This window comes from Plebeiibacterium sediminum (assembly GCF_026013605.1).
In the GTDB taxonomy this organism is placed as follows: domain Bacteria; phylum Bacteroidota; class Bacteroidia; order Bacteroidales; family Marinilabiliaceae; genus Saccharicrinis; species Saccharicrinis sediminus.
In genome coordinates, this window is record NZ_JAPDPJ010000050.1 from 30,510 (window position 1) to 47,558 (window position 17,049).

Sequence of the window (17,049 nt, forward strand, 5' to 3'; positions counted from 1 at the left end):
GCTCATATTATTATGGCAGCGTTTTTCTTTTTTTTGTATTTCGTACTTTATAATTTAAAATTAAAACCGGCTAAATATAATCCTCCAATTTTATCCATGAACACATATTCTTGCGTGTCGTTATTTAAAACATTGCGTGCATTTACAAATACACTAATATTATTGTTGATTTTATAATTAACCTTTGCGTTTAAAGAAAACTTACCATCAATATGTCCTGTGTATTTAGGATCAGCAGGGCGATTAGAAGATGTTTCATATTGAGAATATAAATAGTACTTGTCGTAGTAGTACCCTTGCGCAGTAATATCTAATTTGTCAGTTGGTTTGTACGTAAAAGACAAACTTCCCCAAAATGAAGGTATCGCCTCGTTATCCATATCCTTATAATAGCTTTCCCCAGGTTGGTAACCAGAACTATAACTAGCATTAGGTGCATCGGCATATGGGCCCTGACCTGTAATGTACAGATAGTAATTAGTGATGTCATTGGTAAGTGCTGGCTGATACTGAGCTCCTTGTAATCCCGCCACTTGGTTTCTGCTAAGATCTAATAAATCAGTTACTTTAGATTGTTGGTAAGTGAAATGAGCTTTTAATAATAGTTTTTCAGAAAGTACCATATCTGCACTCACACTAATACCATATTGTTCACTCTTAATATCCAGATCTCTATAAGAAGTATATAGCGTAGTGTATGTAGATAGGTTTGCAGCAACATTAGTTCTCATACTATCAGGCATCAAAGCACTATAATCTTTTGATTTATTATAGAAAGCTTCAATATCTATCAGAAGATTTTTAGCTGGTCTTGTACGATATCCAATTTCAAACATATCCTGAATCATCATGCTAGGTTTTGCACTTCCTCCAAAATGTACAGCATCAACACTATTACTTGTACCTTCTAAGTTCCATGTATAATTACTAAAAGCATTAATCATAAATGTACTTTGATTAGCTCTTGAATATACAGCTCTAAGAAGGTTGTTATCATTAATTTTATATGATCCGGTAAATTGAAATGATGGTTGCCATTTATCTGGTTTGTTGTATTTCTCATCTCTTAATGCAGCTACAAATCTTAATTTGTCTGTTGGATGATAATCAAATCTGGCACTTACAGCGTAGTTTTTTAATGAAACTCTACCATTAAAATATCCATCTCCAATATTCTCAATATGGTCTCTGTCATCATAATAAATGGATTGATAGCTTAATCCCGGGCGAATACTTAATTTGTTGAATTTTAATAAATAGTCAAGGGATATATTGTATTGTTCCGTTTCCTGAGTCCATCCAATATGTTTTTTATTAAAAACCTGTAATGTGTTATTTAAACAAGCCTGCAAGTTAAAACCATAAATATTACCAGTAAGGTTGGTATAATATCCGTATGAAATTCTTTGATTGTAAGGAGAAGGTGTATCACCGATTGTACTCGTAATGGCATTGGCATCCAAATAGCCGGTAGAAAGTTGCAGAGATAAATCATCGTTGGCATTATAAGTTGCATAGGCATTTATTCCTTGCTTTTCTTTACCTCTTTTAGGATCGTTGTATACATCATTTTCTATATGTAAATCCCATAAAGCAACAGCGTTTCTATCATTATATTCATCTAAAGTATAATACTGATCATCATAAATAGCATATATTTTTTCTGAACCTCTGTTTCTGGATTCCAGATAATATGAAACTCCTGCACTAAATTTGTTACTGAATTGCTTTTTAACAGAAACATCACCAATTATAGTATTTAGTGTGCCTCCTTGAAAATTGGCACTAACAAGTGGAGTATCTGATTTTGTTTCTTTAGTAATCAGGTTAATTACACCATTTACAGCATTAGGGCCATATAATGCACTTGAAGGACCTCTGACTACTTCAATTCGGTCCAACTCTCCAAGACTTACAGGAAGCGTTTCCCAAAGGATACCCCCCATGCCGTAATTAAACACAGGTCTTCCATCAATCATAACCAGGGTGGTGGTGTTTTCTGCATAAATAAGCATGTTATTCATTGGCATATTTTGTCCGCCTCTGATTTGTACATCGTAGTTACCATTTGTTTTTTCACGAATAATAATGCCGGGAACCAGTTTTAAGGCTTCTTCAATTGAAGTTGCTCCGTTCGAAACAATTTCCTCATAACTTAAAACAGTGGTAGATAAAGATGAATCAAAAAGACTTTCTTCAGATTTTGATGCTGAAGTAACATCCTTATTTAAAAGCAATTCGTATAACTCTTCAATTGTAGAAGCACCTACAATATCCATTAGTTTCATTATTTCTTCCAGATCATAGGCCGAAAGTTCTTCAATATTCATTTGCAGAACTTCTTCTCGCGAAATGGAATTAACATCTTTCTTTGATTCCTGAGCATATATTGATACAGAAAATATCAATAAAATTAGAGCGTATAAATATTTATTTATCATTTGATTAAATTATTTTATTTCAATACCTAGGGCAATTAGTTTTTGGTCAACATTTAAGTTATGACAGGAAATGTTTTGTCTTGAAATTTCGTATTTCATTTTGCCGCCTTGCATAGTGTAATTAATGCCTGCGCCATTGAAACAAGCATCCTGATCTTCGCAGATAATTAATGTTGGTTTATTGGCAAAATAAGTTTTAACGTTATTAATATTTGAAGATTTAGATGTTGGAATAAAAAAGATGTTGGAGTCAGTTGCATCTTTTACATCCTTTACATTTTTAATAACGATGGTTTTGTTGTTTATTTTTCGAGCACTGGCCAGTTTGTTTAGTTCTGAAACAATTTCATCGTTTCCAAGTACTCCGATAATAAATTCTTTTTGGTCGGTTTGGTCAGGCCATTCAATGTATTTAGCAAAGTTAAACATGAACAGTGCTTTAAACATGGCGTTTTGACCATGCATTGATAATGATGAAGCGATCATTATCAAAACAATCCATTTTTTTCTCATATGTAAACAGTTTTGTTTTGGTAATAAAAGAAGGTTATTCGTAATTTATAGAATAAGGTTTCAGGTTTTGAGTATTTATTATAAAAAAAGGAAGAATCCATTGTAATTAGATCCTTCCTTTAAGTATATTCAGTTTATTAGAATTTAAAGTTTACACCTGCAAATACCATTGTTGGCACTTTATCCATAAATGCATATTCTTGCGAATCTTGATTGAATAAATTTTTACCGGTAACGCGGAATGTCAATTTATCAGTTGCTTTGTATGCCACTGTTGTATTGAAAATAAATTTACTATCTATTTTCACTGTTCCATATTGGTTTTCAAAAGTTTGTTCGCCATAGAAATATGAACTTGGCATAATTTCAAGCTTTTCAATAGGACGATAGGTTAAAGAAAACCCTCCGTAATATGATGGAGTTGATTTATGCTCATAATCGTTTTTGTAATTTTTCTCAAAATTATTAGAACCAGCATAATAAAGTTGCGCAGGAATATCATCTATCGACATTAATCCGTTTGCAATCAGGTAAGCCCATGTTCCTATTTGAGTATCAGCAGCATTTGTTTCGTCAGTATGGGTTTGAGCATCTCCAATTAACATTTCAATGGTATTATCTCTGCTTAAACCTAAATAGTTATCTAATTTAGTTTGTTGTACCGAGAAATGTGCATTAGCCATAAGTTTTTCATTAATTACCCAGTCAACATTTACACTAGCACCTAATTGCTTTGATTTAAGCTTTAAGTTGTTGTATTGCATATGTACCGAGTCAGGAAGCACAACTGGAGTAACCGTCTGAGCAGTTAATAATTGTTGTACAATCTGTGCCGGGTTTTTGATGTATAAATCGGCATAATCAGGCATAAGGGCTCCAAAATCATTACTAACATTATAGTATGCTTCAAAGTCGATAAGAATGTTTTTAGCAGGACGAACTCTGTATCCTAATTCAAACATATCTGTAGTCATTAAATCATACTCTTTATTACCGCTAAATTGCATTACTCTAGGGTATGGACGATTGATCAGGTTCCATGTATAATTAGAGTGTGCATTAACCAGGAATGAAGATTGATTAGCTCTTGAGTAAACTAAGCGGAATATGTTATTCTCATTTATTTTATAAGAACCTACAAACTGCCATGATGTATAGAACTTATCAGGGTGATTGTATTTTTCAGTTCTTAAAGCAGCAATTAATCGAAGTTTATCAGTTGGTTTATAGTCCAAACGTAAACTTCCTGCCATAATATCAATAACTTTTTTACCATTTAAATAACCACGTCCTAATGTTGAAATGTAAGGAGAGTCATCGTATGAAATGTTCTGATAATTTAATCCCGGACGAATTGCAATTTTATCCAGTTTTAAATTGTACTCAGCAGTAGCATTAAATTGACGTAAATCTAATTCAAAACCTTCATTACCTGTCATAAAGTCAATGTCACCACCATTGTAATTAGCCTGAAAATTGAAATCTTTAATATTCGCTCTAAGGTCGATATATCCGGTTTCTGCAACTTTACCAGAATATGGAGTAGGCATATCACCCATAGTTGAAGTTAAAACATCAGAATGCTGATAACCTCCGGAAATATTAATGTTAGTAGTGCTATTAGGGGTTAATTCAACATAACCGTTAACAGCATATCGCTCTTTTGATCTTTCTGGATGAGGAAAAATATCATCAATGCCATAAATAGTAATATCATATCCATTTAATTGACCAGTTTGTCCAACCTCTGGAAAAATCATAAATGGTTCCATATTATTACGAGGATTTAAATATGGCTCAACAGAATTTGGATCATTTTGAGGGTTTGCAAGTTGCAATCTTTTAATTTCTTCAGTGCTGTATAATCCGGTTCCAACACGCTTTCCATCCAATATGTACTTTTTAACGTCATTAGCTTCATCATAATATCCATTATAAACAAGTATTTTATCGGTTTCACGATCTCTGGTTTCGTAGTTGGTAGTAATACCAAAAGCCAATACATCATTAATTTGTTTACGGAAGGCAATATCGCCAATATATGAGTTCATACTACCAGCTTTCAAATTTCCGGAAACTAAAGGTGTTTCTTTATTGATATCAACGGTAATAATATTGATAACCCCAGAAACCGCATTAGGCCCGTATAACGCACTGGAAGGACCTCTTACTACTTCAATACGATCAACATCTTCAAAACTTACAGGTAATGATTCCCATAATGTTCCTCCATGTGAATAGTTAAATACTGTTCGGCCATTGATCATAACCAGCGTTTGAGAGTTCTCAGAGTACAATAACATGTTTTTAGAAGGTAAATTGTCGTTTCCTCTAACATGAACATCAAAATTTCCGTTTGATTTTTCGCGAACAATAACACCAGGAACCATTCTTAAAGCCTCTTCAAAACAAGTAGCCCCGGAAGCAATGATTTGATCATGACTTAATACAGTAGTAGATAAAGGCGAATCAAATAAACTTTCTTCTGATTTAGAAGCAGATGTTACATCTTTATTTAATAGTAATTCGTATAATTCTTCAACAGTAGAGGCGCCAACGATATCCATTAGTTTCATAATTTCTTCTAAATCGTAGGCCGAAAGTTCCTCAATATTCATTTCTAATACTTCTTCACGAGATAAAGTATTAACGTCTTTCTTAGTTTCCTGAGCATAAACAGCTAATGAAAAGATTAGCATCAATGCTAGTGAAATATATTTTTGTAGCATGTTTTTTTATTCAATTATTTAACTTCAATTCCTAATGAAATTAGTTTCTGATCAACTTTTAATTGGTGCGATTCAATGTTACCTCTGCAAATTTCGTACTTCATTTTTCCACCTTGAAGAATGTAGTTGATAGCAGATCCTTCAGCACATCCACCTTTCTTTTCACTAACAATTAAGGTAGATTTACCCTTGAAAAAAGAAGTTACTTCACCAATGTTTCCGGATTTGGATTCCGGTATATAAAACAATTGTGCATTGGAAGCTTCTGAAAGAGTTTTAACACTTTTCACAACAATGGGTTTGTTGTTTATTTTTTTTGTACTGGCAAGTTTTTTAAGTTCAGGTACAATGTCATCATGACCATAAACTCCAATAATAAACTCATTTTGAGAAGAATGGTTTGGCCATTCAATGTATTTCGCAAAATTAAACATGAATAGAGCTTTAAACATTGATTGCTGGCCGGTTAAAGATAATGACATGCAGATCATTATCAGAACAGTCAACTTTTTTTTCATTTTAAAAATTTGAGGTTTTTATTTATTTTTATGTGTTGGGTGTTTATTCGCAGCAAGAAAGTAAAAGGTTACTTAAATTCAATGATCGTACATTAAAAAAATGAGGGATTACAAGTAATTTAGAGAGAAAAAAAATAAACTACCTTACCAGGTATAATAGTAGAAAGCTTTATTAAGTAAAATAACCTATTGAAAATTAGAAAAATGTATCGATTTTAACCTAGGTTATTTTTAATGATTTTTTACCTGATATGTATTTTTTTAGCGTTTTATTTATAAGGTGAGGTATTGTTAAGTTTTGACCAACGTACGTTTTTCTTACATTAAATAAAATTCATTAACCGAAAATCAAGAGTAGCTATGATCCATTTTCGGTCAAATATCTGCAAATTATCATAGGTCTGTTTATAAAGTAATATGTAACTTTATAATATAACATTTTTATCTAAACTTTTATTTTGGAAACACCTTTATCAATATTATCTATTTTACCTCTTCATCGGTTCCAGAATGTAAAAAACAGAGATTCTTTCTGCATGTAAATCAGTCACAGATCATAGAGTAGGCTTATAAAGCCAGGTTTGTTACATCTATTTCATTTTTTGTTGTTTATTAGGTTTTTATGCTATAAATCTTTTGTATAAGATCAATTGTAGTGTAAAAAACACTGTCATTATTTATTAAAAACACAAATAAATATTGTTATGGAATTACCATTTGCAGAATCATATAAAATTAAGATGGTTGAACCCATCAGAAAAAGTACCAGAGAAGAGCGTGAGCGTTGGATAAAAAAAGCCAATTACAATTTATTTAACCTGAACAGCAATCAGGTATTTATCGATTTATTAACCGACAGTGGAACGGGAGCCATGAGCGACCGTCAGTGGGCGAGTATGATGTTGGGAGATGAGAGTTATGCAGGAGCGTCTTCGTATTATAATTTGAAACAGTCCATCAAAAATATATTTGGATTTGATTATTTTCTACCAACACATCAGGGAAGAGCTGCTGAAAACGTCCTATTTTCGGCATTGATATCAGAGGGAGATGTGGTTCCTGGTAATACGCATTTTGATACAACCAAAGGGCATATTGAATTTAGAAAAGCTACGGCAATTGATTGTACTATTGATGAAGCGTTTGATACAACTATTCATCACCCGTTTAAAGGAAATATTGATTTAAATAAACTTGAAAGTGTGTTTATTCAATATACAAGCGACAAAATTCCTTGCATAATTGTAACGGTTACATGTAACTCGTCGGGAGGGCAACCTGTGTCAATGGAAAACTTGCGAGAGGTGTATCAGCTTTCGAAGAAATATGGAATTAGAGTGATTTTTGACTCGGCTCGATTTGCAGAAAATGCCTATTTTATTAAAACCAGAGAAGAGGGGTATGCTAATAAAACAATTAAGGAAATTGTTGCAGAAATGTATACCTATGCCGATGGAATGACCATGAGTAGTAAAAAGGATGCCATTGTAAATATGGGTGGTTTTATTGCACTAAGAGAGGAAGAGTTATTTAAAAAGGCTGCTCAGTTTAATATTATGTATGAGGGGTATATAACCTATGGAGGAATGTCGGGGCGTGATATGAATGCGCTGGCTCAGGGATTAGATGAGGGAACGGAGTTTAATTATCTGGAAACCCGCATTAAGCAGGTGGAGTATTTGGGAAGTAAGCTTAAAGAATTTGGTGTACCTGTTCAGGAACCTTTTGGTGGTCATGCCATATTTATTGATGCAAAGCGTTTTTTACCCCATCTGCCTGTTGAACAGTTTGTAGCTCAAACTTTAGCTATTGAGTTATATAAAGAAGCCGGAGTAAGAGGTGTTGAAATTGGCACTTTACTGGCAGACAGAGATCCTAAGACAAGGGAAAATCGTTATCCTAAGTTGGAGTTGTTACGATTGGCAATTCCTCGTCGTGTATACACAAATAATCATATGGATGTAATAGCTGTTGCGCTTAAAAATGTATTTGACAGAAGAGAAGAGATTACTTCGGGTTATCGAATTGTAAATGAAGCTCCAATTCTTCGTCATTTTACCGTAGAACTAGCACCTTGTCAGGAAGAAATGAGTTATTAAATAAATGTAGTGTTATTAATTGGGACCTAGTCCCAAACCCTACTTACTTTTTTCTTTGAGATTATTGCTTCGTTCAACATAATTCAAGCATGCTTGAACCTGTATTCACTTATCGCAATAATTGTCATTGCCACAAAAAGGTAAGCAAAAAAGTCTAGTCGAGGAGAATGCCTGCGTTCTCTTTCCAATTGTTTATAATTCTGCAGAAGTAAGTGTTTTAAAACACAAGGACAAGCCCCTTCTGTGAATTATATAACAATTGGAAATTCACACCAACAATGGCCTTCTACTCCTCGACTGGCCATCCCGCTTTGATTTACAGCTACAAGTTGTATTGCAATAGAGTCACTTGTGTAAAAAGGGTGAAAATAATGTATTAGTTTGATTAAGAGGCATGTTTTAAGCATGTCTCTTTTTTTTTGCTGTAGTGTTATCATATTTTACCAGGAATTTTCTTCCAGGTAATAAGTAGTAAAATTGGTTATTGTTAAACAAAGCTGTTAATTTTGTGTCTTATATACACACAACACAAAATTTATTATTATGAAAAAAGTTTTATTGACATTATTAGTCATTGTAACTGCAGTTATTGTTTATTCATGTTCAGATGATGGGCAGGGAAGTGCCAAATTTAGTTTAAGATTAACTGATTCTCCAGGAGATTTTGAGGAAGTTCTTATTGATGTGCAAGAAGTAAGAGTGAGTTTTCAATCTGATGGCGAAGAAACTTCATGGATTACTCTGAATGGAGTAGTGCCAACTGTTTATAATTTACTGGAGCTAACCAATGGGGTGGATATTTTATTAACTGAAGAGGAATTACCTGTTGGTACGATCTCACAGATACGTTTAGTATTGGGAGATAATAATCAGGTAAAAGTTGATGGTCAATATTATGACATTAAAACTCCATCAGCACAGCAATCCGGATTAAAATTAAATGTTCATGCAGAATTGGAAGACGGATTAACTTACAAAATGTGGATTGATTTTGATGCAGGAAGATCGATTGTTGAAAAAGGGAATGGTGATTACTCCTTAAAACCAGTGATCAGAACATTTACAGAAGCAACAAATGGAGCTATTAAAGGAGTAGTTTCACCAATTCAGACAAGAGCATATATTCATGCTATTTCAGAAAATTTAGATACGGTTTCAACTTATGCCGATCAGGAAACAGGTGCTTTTTTAATCAGGGCATTGGATCAGGGTGAGTATAAAGTAAAGTTTATACCCGAAGATGATTATCTGGAAAAAGAAGTAGAGGATGTAGCTGTTAATGTAGGTGTTGTTACAGACCTTGGAGTGATTGAACTGGAAGAGAAAGTAATCGTTGAATAAAGAAAATTTTTAACATTTAAATAAAGAGAAATCAGAAATGGTTTCTCTTTTTTTATGCGGAGTAATCAGATATATGCTTCTTTAATTTCAAATTTTAATTCGTTGTTCGCCATGATGTAAAGAACCGCCGTATATGTTCCTCCATCTTGAAAGTCTAGTGGACTCTTAAAATGGAAGAAAGGAGCGAAGATCGCGTACATACGGTGGTGAGAGAGCTTCTTCACCAGGCTTTTTTTGCATAGTGGCTGGCTACTCATTTATATCTCGTTTTTATTCTTTCAATAATTTCTCAATCTTTTCTTCCACATACTTCGGTCTTAAGTGAGTGCCTTTTTCAACGATAATCCCTTTTTTATTAATTAGAAAATAATGAGGAATCCCATTAACCTCAAATACTTTTCTAATATCTGTGCTTTGTTCCTTTGTCAAAAAATAATGTTGACCTGTTAGTTGTAATTCTCCAAGGCATGCTTTCCATAGTTTTTCCTCAGAATCAAGACACATATAAACGAAAGCAACATCTTGCCCTTTCATTTTTCTCATTAATTCTTTTGAATATGGCATTTCAGCCCGACAAGGTGCGCACCAAGTTGCCCAACAGTCAATATATATTACTTTGCCCTTGTTTGTCGACATAAGGCTGTCCATTATTTGCTTTGCTGATGAATTAGCAATTTTTTGCAACATTGCGTCTGATGCTATCTGAGGATTCTCTAACTGTTCTTTTATTTGATTGTACTTTTCCAGTAAAGGTTCAATCAAAAAGGGATACTTAATATTTGATTCAATTACATTCCGATATTTTTCAAAAAGTTTAATGTCAGAGTAATCAAAATTTTGACGTATTAATTCTGTTAACACCATTTGTTTTAGAAGGGGGTCTGGTGTGTGTTTAATAATGCCAAAAACTGTTAATGAATCCAAGACATTTTGGGGTGCAGCTATGTATCCGTTGTTTAATTTATATTTTTCTAATTCTGGTTCTTCCAATAAATTATTTCGAACATAATTGTAATGAAATCGATTAATGAAATTCGACAAAGCATAACCACTGATAAACATAGACTCTGTTATAGGCAATCGCTTTTTTAGGTTGTCATAATAGCTAACAGGAACAGACCATTCTTTATTATTCAGTTTATTGGCTCTTGAATGGTCTGCTGGGTAAAAGGCTAATGCATCATAGTAGCCTTCATCAAGGTATATTTTTGCCCAAATTTTAGTTTCATCATTAGGATTAACATCAGAAACAAATTTATTATATAATCTATCTCTAATATTTTGCATGGAGTCTAGATAGCTTAAGTATTTATCCATGTCAAGTTCTTTCACAGCTTTTGATTTAGCATCCCAATCGTAATACATTGGATTTGAAAAATACATCAATTGAAACTTTGCAGCATCTTGATTTTGAGATACTGCATCTCCACTAAATTTTATTGATTTTAATATTTCAGGTCGCTGTTGCAGGTTTCCATCAAATTCAACATAAATACTATCACCAGGATGAGTTAGAACTAAAAAATTTGTTTTGTACCTAACCCAGACATCGGAAGCAGTGTAACTTAGGAAAGAAGCAGTAAAATATCCAAGACTATCTAAATCTTCATGAATTTGCAATGAACCCAATCCTAATCGATTTACACTAAAATGTACCTTGGGGTTTTCTGGATTGAAGTTTAATACTTTTCCTGCTATTATTACTTTTTTAGGTACATTGTAATTATTCTTATTGTTAGTAAAAGATGTAATAAGCAGAATGATTAATAAGTAAATTGCTTTTTTCATATTGGTTATTTGACTATAAGTAGGTTCTTTATTTAAATGAGCTATAAAACGGCCTGTCGGGCTTATGTGTTATATGATTTTCTTAACTGGAATTGGAATACATTCATCAATATTTGTAACAAACATTAGATTTTCTTTGGGGTCATTCATAGAACCAATGTTGTTCATTTTCAGTCTTGACTCACCAGACAAAATTTCTTTCGGTAGAATATATCTAAGAGCTGTTTCTGTTTTTGTATTATGATATAGTTTTTTAGGTTTTCCCATATAGATTATGGTTCTTGTAAATTAATTAAACCCAACGTTTGCTGGATGAAGTCGTGGCGCATTAGTCTTGGTGTCGAGTCTCCCGATAGGGGGACTAAGACGATAGACAAAGGCGTCAGGACGAGCAAGCTGCGCCAAGCTTTATTCCAGCGGGTTTGCGGTAGATTTTTGTTTATTGAATTCTGTCATTACTCTCACAGATAATTCTTTTGCCTTTTCTTTATTCTGCATTACTTTATTTAGTTCAGTAATCCCATCCTTAACCAAATTCTCATTTTTATTTGATATAGCTAATCCAATATTTTGCATAATGATATCCAAGGCTGTTTTGTACATGTCATAACCAATTGATATATTCCCGTTTACTGCTGCTTTAATTGTCGCCTGCTGTTGGTAATTTTCATCCGTTAGTATTTGATAACCTTTTCCATATATGCTTTTTTCATTATTTATTATTGTATATAAGATAGTGTCATTAGTGTACTTATCTACAGGAATTAATTTTAAATAATCATCCAGTGCTATATCTCCTTTTTGTCCAATATTATTTTTTAGTTGCATATATTTTAACAAAAAGGCTTGTTTAGTTTTATTCTTAGTATAGCTCTTTTCCATTTGAGCAATTTCGTATTCCGGAGAAACCTTATCCTTAGCTACTTTACCTAAATTTATTAAATCAGAGGGGGTTTTATAGCCACCGCTTTTCATCAATACTTTTCCATTCTTATCTAGGAAATAGTATTGTGGAACTGCAGGAGTTTGATTTCTGAGAAGCCTTGAAATTGAATCATTTTGTATGGAATCAAAATCGATGTAAATTTTTTTACATAAAAAGTTAGATGAAAAATAATCAGCAACATCTTTATCCTGAAAAGTCGTTTTTTCCATTTCCTGGCATGGTTTACACCATGTTGCTGTCATGTCGATAAAAATGAGCTTGTCAAAATCTTGTGTATTATTAATTAGTTCAAGAATTGATTCATTTAAAAAAGTAATTGAATCTTTTTGCCCTCTTGTATGAAGAGTTATTGCAAAAAGGATGGACATTAATATAACTCGTTTCATTTTAGTCTATTTGTTTATTTTCTCTTTAAGTTTATTGATAATGTAGGTGGTATGAGGTCGTGGCGCATTAGTCGTGGTATTGTGTCACCCGATAGGGGGACTAAGACAGTAGACAAAGGCGTCACACGATGCGAACAAGCCATGCTTTATTTCCAGCGTGTTAGCCATAGTATTTTATTGTTTCAAAATCCATTCAAATATAGGGTCATATCCATTCTTAAAATCGGTAAAACTTGGTTCTATTTCTTTATCTGGGGTGATAGTTTTTAAATCCTTGTCTGTTTGTTTAAAATATTTAGTCGAATATTGCAGTATAAGAGCCGAAGATGGCAGTTTAAAACTTCTTATTTCGCCAAGATGATTAGGTTTCCCAGAAGTTTCTTCTCCAACTAAAATTGCATTAGTCTTATTTTTAAAGTCCATAATATTAATTATTGCTGAAGAATATGAATCTCTCCCTGTAATTACATAAAGGTTTCCTTTACTTTTAAGTTTATCAATAGTTGATAGTTCTTCAATTAATTTTGTTCCCTGATAAGAATTACCTCCACCATTGAAACGAAAGTCAAAAACAACTTTATCGTAATCATTTTGCTGTATGCTGTCTACTATTGCTTTATGAAAATCAGAGAATGATGGAAGCTTTTGAATGTCTCCTTTATATCCTGATGGTGGGTATTCTCTACTCCAACATTTATTATACTGAATATAAAATACGTTTTCCTTTGTCAAAACTTTACTCCAGAAAGGAAGTCTTGTATTTTGATAGCAAAGTGGTGTAGGATTAGGAAGCACTCTCATCACATTATTTCTATTCATCTGTTCAGGATGAATTAAGTACTCTAACGTTTCTCCATCTTTTTCAAGAGTTAGTTTTATTTCAGGTTGTGCAACAAAACCAAAATATTCTAGAAACTGTATTACAGGAATTATTTTAGGAGTGCTTGTTTTTACTGAAGCTTGATTATCTATGGCTGAAATCGTGCTTAATGAATCTATAATTTCGCTAATTACATAACCATTTATTTCTATCAGTTTTGCTCCCAATATAGTCTCATTGCTTTTAGTTGTTGATTGCACCCAAAGTCCATCGCTGAACCACATCAGACCAATAGGAAGAATCTTATTGTAATCAAGAAATGGATTCAAGCTTAAGTTTGTATGTGAATCTCCAAAAGTTGCTATCAACTGCTGTAATTTGACTGCTACTTCAAAATCAGATAGTTGATCTTGAATTTTAGAAATGTCATCAAGTCCATTGTAAAAGTCTTGTTCACTTTTTAGCATATACAAATTATAATGACATTTAGGGAGTTCTACTTTTATGTACTCTATATCAGCATTCCAATCAGTTTTTTCATTATTCTGCGAGAATGCTGTAAGGCAAGCAAAAAGTAGAGTTAGTAAAATCAGATTTTTCATAGGTTTAGTTGTTTTTTTAATAATACAGCCAACGTTTGCTATTAATTTTGAGGCAGTTTGCGGACTGCAAAACTTTCAAGCGATACTATACTTAATGCGGGTTACAAACCTCCAAACTACATCTAATCGGCAATTATTTATTAGCGCGTGTAAGCAAACGTTATTAATTAGTATTTGTCTTTTCCATTGACACTACTGAATAATTTAATCTTCGTAATTGATTAATTAATCCTTTTTCACCTCCCAGATGACCTGCACCAACTGCAATAAAACTTGAATTACTCTTAATTAGATTTGGGATTTTATTCATCCATAAATTATTACGTCCATCAATTAACAACGTCTTCTGAATTTCTTTAACATCGTCACTTACTATATATGATAATAAAGTGTTAATCTGCAGATTTTCTTCCATTTGTAATTGTTCAAAAAGATTAAGGTCTTGTTGTAAATATATTGATAATATTTTGTCCATATGCTCATTTTTAAAGGAGTCTATTTTTGAATAGTTTTGAATATAATAAATCAGAAAATCAGCCTCAGAGCAATAACTTATTAATGGAATGTACCTAGATATTGAATCATTTATATTTTGGAGTTCTTCTTTCGAATCTAGTTCAACAACATTCATATTAAATCTTTTTGCCAGTTGTTGTAAATAAACATCAAGAATCATTGATTTAATAGAATCATTGACAAGATTATCTTTACTGGAAAGCTTATTGTTTTTATTATCCTTTCTGTGCGAACGTTTTATAAAATTGATAGCTTTGCTTGGCCTTATATTCCAATCTTTAATAATTTGGAGAGACTTATCTTTCTTGATTACTGAGTCTAAAATACTTTTTTGCTTATCTGTCAATATATTCTCATATGTTGAATCTGTAACAGGCCATGGTTTTAAATAGCTACTTGATTTTGAATCTTTTTTTTCTAAAAGTAGTTTGGGAGCGTTCATAAAATCAATTTCACAGATAAATTGATTAGAGGAAGTAAAGATTGAATCAAAAGACTGAATTGAATCAAGAATTAGCATTCCTCCCTGTCCATGAAATGTACCTAATAAATAAGAGGGAGATTGAAGGTCGTTCCCTGTAATTTTCCATAATAATCCATGGTTAGGTAATGATTCTTGTTGATTATGCTTTACTCTACATCCAATAAACGCTAGAAAGACAATAATAATTAGTAGGTTAGTTCTCATAAAATATAAGTTAAATATGTGTTCCTCTGTGGTTTGTTTTTTAATGTTTGCTAACTTCTCAGTAATCCCAATATACTTGGCCTTATTTTGTCTATGTATTTGGGTTATGTTTTTGCTAATGTAGCTATTATTACTTTAAAATATTACCTAACGGATTAAATTACACCACTATTATGTTTGTTTACTAAAGTAATATTTAGTGTATACATCATAAATAAACCGCTAATGGTGTTGAATTTGAGTGATATATGGATATGGAGGCGTTTTTTGTGTATGATAAAAAAATTAAAGGCAAAAGATTATAATAATGGTAAGCAAAGCTTTAAAGTTGTTATTATAAAGCAGATAATTAAGAAAATGTTAAAACAAAACGTCATCAAATAATAAATAGAAAAAATAAAGCAGTGAAAGAGTAGCAGCTTTTTACAAATATTTTCCAAAATACTATGTTATTAGTTTTTAATCTTGAATTATAGATCAATAGTTCTGAATGTATCATGAAGCCAATTGGTTTGTAACTTATGTTACTTGATTGGAGCAAGCTATTCGCTGCTGGAGTATCAGAATTAACTGATTGTAATTAAAAAAATCAATAGGTATTTAGGGACTTACACTGTGTCGGGTTATAAAGCCTGTTGAAGATTGATATTTTGGTGATTAAGTCCGTTTTTTTTGGTGTGGATAAAAAAAATGAAATAAGAATTGGAAAAAAGTTCAAATGAACCGCTAAAAATGCCGTGTGGCGTGTCGTAAAGCCTGCTGAAGATTGATATTTTGGTGATTAAGTCCATTTTTTTTTGTGTGGACAAAAAAAACTGAAAAAAGAATTGGGAAAAAGTTCAAATGATCCACTGAAAACGCCGTGTGGCGGGTCATACGGCCTGGTGAAGATTGATATTTTGGTGATTAAGTCCATTTTTTTTGGTGTGGACAAAAAAAACTGAAAAAAGAATTGGAAAAATGCTCAAATGATCCACTAAAAACGTCGTGTGGCGGGTCATAAGGCCTGATTAAGATTGATATTTTGGTGATTAAGTCCATTTTTTTTTGTGTGGATAAAAAAAATTGAAAAAAGAATTGGAAAAATGCTCAAATGATCCACTAAAAACGCCGTGTGGCAGGTCGTAAAGCCTGATTAAGATACATATTTTGCTGATGAAGACAATTTTTTTTGCTGCGGGAAGGGACATTATTGCTGATTATTTACATAAAATACCCTGAAGGGAGGGTAAAATTGCTGTGTGGCACCCTAAAATCACTGATTGACTAGATTATTTTGCTGCGGGACTGGGTTATAGTACTGCGGGACGGGGTAAACATGCCTCGGGACCAGTAAAAACAAGAGGATAGATGAACAGGTAGAATGGTTAACGGTAACAAGGAAAAAGGGGTGAAATACAGATTATGAGGATTTGACTATTTTTTAGAATTAAAAAGATACGAGCTACAAGCTCACACCAGTGAAAAGTAGTTAACTAAATTCTAACAGTGAAGAATAGATGTTTCAATCTCGAATGGTTCTTCCGGCATTAGCTGATGAGCCAAAAAACAAGATGCTGTAGTCGGTAAAAGCGGTGTTGTTTGAAGACTTGAGGTACGAAAGTCAAGTTCAGCGCTTTCGACGAAGGCACCGTAGTTTTTTGAGCGAAGCAGGTGTAGCCG

12 protein-coding genes are annotated in these 17,049 nt (G+C 32.7%); 2 read left to right on the top strand and 10 right to left on the bottom strand.

The window, feature by feature from the left end; genetic code table 11:
• Window positions 1–47 precede the first annotated feature (47 nt).
• From OM075_RS17785 to OM075_RS17800, 4 genes are all read right to left on the bottom strand, one after another.
• On the bottom strand, window positions 48–2,441 hold the full coding sequence (locus tag OM075_RS17785; RefSeq protein WP_301191887.1) for a TonB-dependent receptor plug domain-containing protein: 2,394 nt from the start codon (window positions 2,439–2,441) through the stop codon (window positions 48–50).
• Between the two features lie 9 nt (window positions 2,442–2,450).
• Window positions 2,451–2,954 (bottom strand): YfiR family protein, encoded by a 504-nt coding sequence (locus OM075_RS17790; RefSeq protein WP_301191888.1) that lies wholly within the window; start codon window positions 2,952–2,954, stop codon window positions 2,451–2,453.
• Between the two features lie 137 nt (window positions 2,955–3,091).
• The gene (locus OM075_RS17795) at window positions 3,092–5,683 is read right to left on the bottom strand and encodes a TonB-dependent receptor plug domain-containing protein (RefSeq protein ID WP_301191889.1); all 2,592 of its coding nucleotides are present in this window, start codon (window positions 5,681–5,683) and stop codon (window positions 3,092–3,094) included.
• Window positions 5,684–5,697: 14 nt separating this feature from the next.
• Window positions 5,698–6,201 carry a YfiR family protein gene (locus tag OM075_RS17800; protein ID WP_363321635.1) on the bottom strand — a complete coding sequence of 168 codons (504 nt, stop codon included), beginning with the start codon at window positions 6,199–6,201 and terminating at the stop codon, window positions 5,698–5,700.
• 704 nt (window positions 6,202–6,905) lie between these two features.
• On the opposite strand from OM075_RS17800, the gene tnaA reads away from it, so the two are divergent.
• Window positions 6,906–8,300: a tryptophanase TnaA gene (gene tnaA, locus OM075_RS17805; RefSeq protein WP_301191890.1), complete on the top strand. Its 1,395-nt coding sequence runs from the start codon at window positions 6,906–6,908 to the stop codon at window positions 8,298–8,300.
• A gap of 543 nt (window positions 8,301–8,843) precedes the next feature.
• A complete protein-coding gene (locus OM075_RS17810) occupies window positions 8,844–9,641 on the top strand; it encodes a DUF4382 domain-containing protein (protein ID WP_301191891.1) in 798 nt (265 codons plus the stop codon).
• Window positions 9,642–9,911: 270 nt separating this feature from the next.
• Here the strand turns inward: OM075_RS17810 and OM075_RS17815 are convergent, their stop codons facing one another.
• The 6 genes from OM075_RS17815 to OM075_RS17840 form a co-directional block, all read right to left on the bottom strand.
• Entirely contained in the window at window positions 9,912–11,429 is a 1,518-nt protein-coding gene (locus tag OM075_RS17815) for a TlpA family protein disulfide reductase (RefSeq protein ID WP_301191892.1), read from the bottom strand.
• A 69-nt stretch (window positions 11,430–11,498) separates the two neighbouring features.
• Window positions 11,499–11,696, bottom strand: coding sequence for a hypothetical protein (locus tag OM075_RS17820; RefSeq protein WP_301191893.1), 198 nt, complete (start codon window positions 11,694–11,696; stop codon window positions 11,499–11,501).
• Between the two features lie 141 nt (window positions 11,697–11,837).
• Entirely contained in the window at window positions 11,838–12,761 is a 924-nt protein-coding gene (locus tag OM075_RS17825; protein WP_301191894.1) for a thioredoxin family protein, read from the bottom strand.
• 174 nt (window positions 12,762–12,935) lie between these two features.
• Window positions 12,936–14,183, bottom strand: a complete 1,248-nt coding sequence (locus OM075_RS17830) for a S41 family peptidase (protein WP_301191895.1) — start codon at window positions 14,181–14,183, stop codon at window positions 12,936–12,938.
• 163 nt (window positions 14,184–14,346) lie between these two features.
• The gene (locus tag OM075_RS17835; RefSeq protein WP_301191896.1) at window positions 14,347–15,387 is read right to left on the bottom strand and encodes a TraB/GumN family protein; all 1,041 of its coding nucleotides are present in this window, start codon (window positions 15,385–15,387) and stop codon (window positions 14,347–14,349) included.
• A gap of 1,482 nt (window positions 15,388–16,869) precedes the next feature.
• The coding region (locus OM075_RS17840) for a hypothetical protein (RefSeq protein ID WP_301191897.1) at window positions 16,870–17,049 on the bottom strand (180 nt) is incomplete at its 5' end.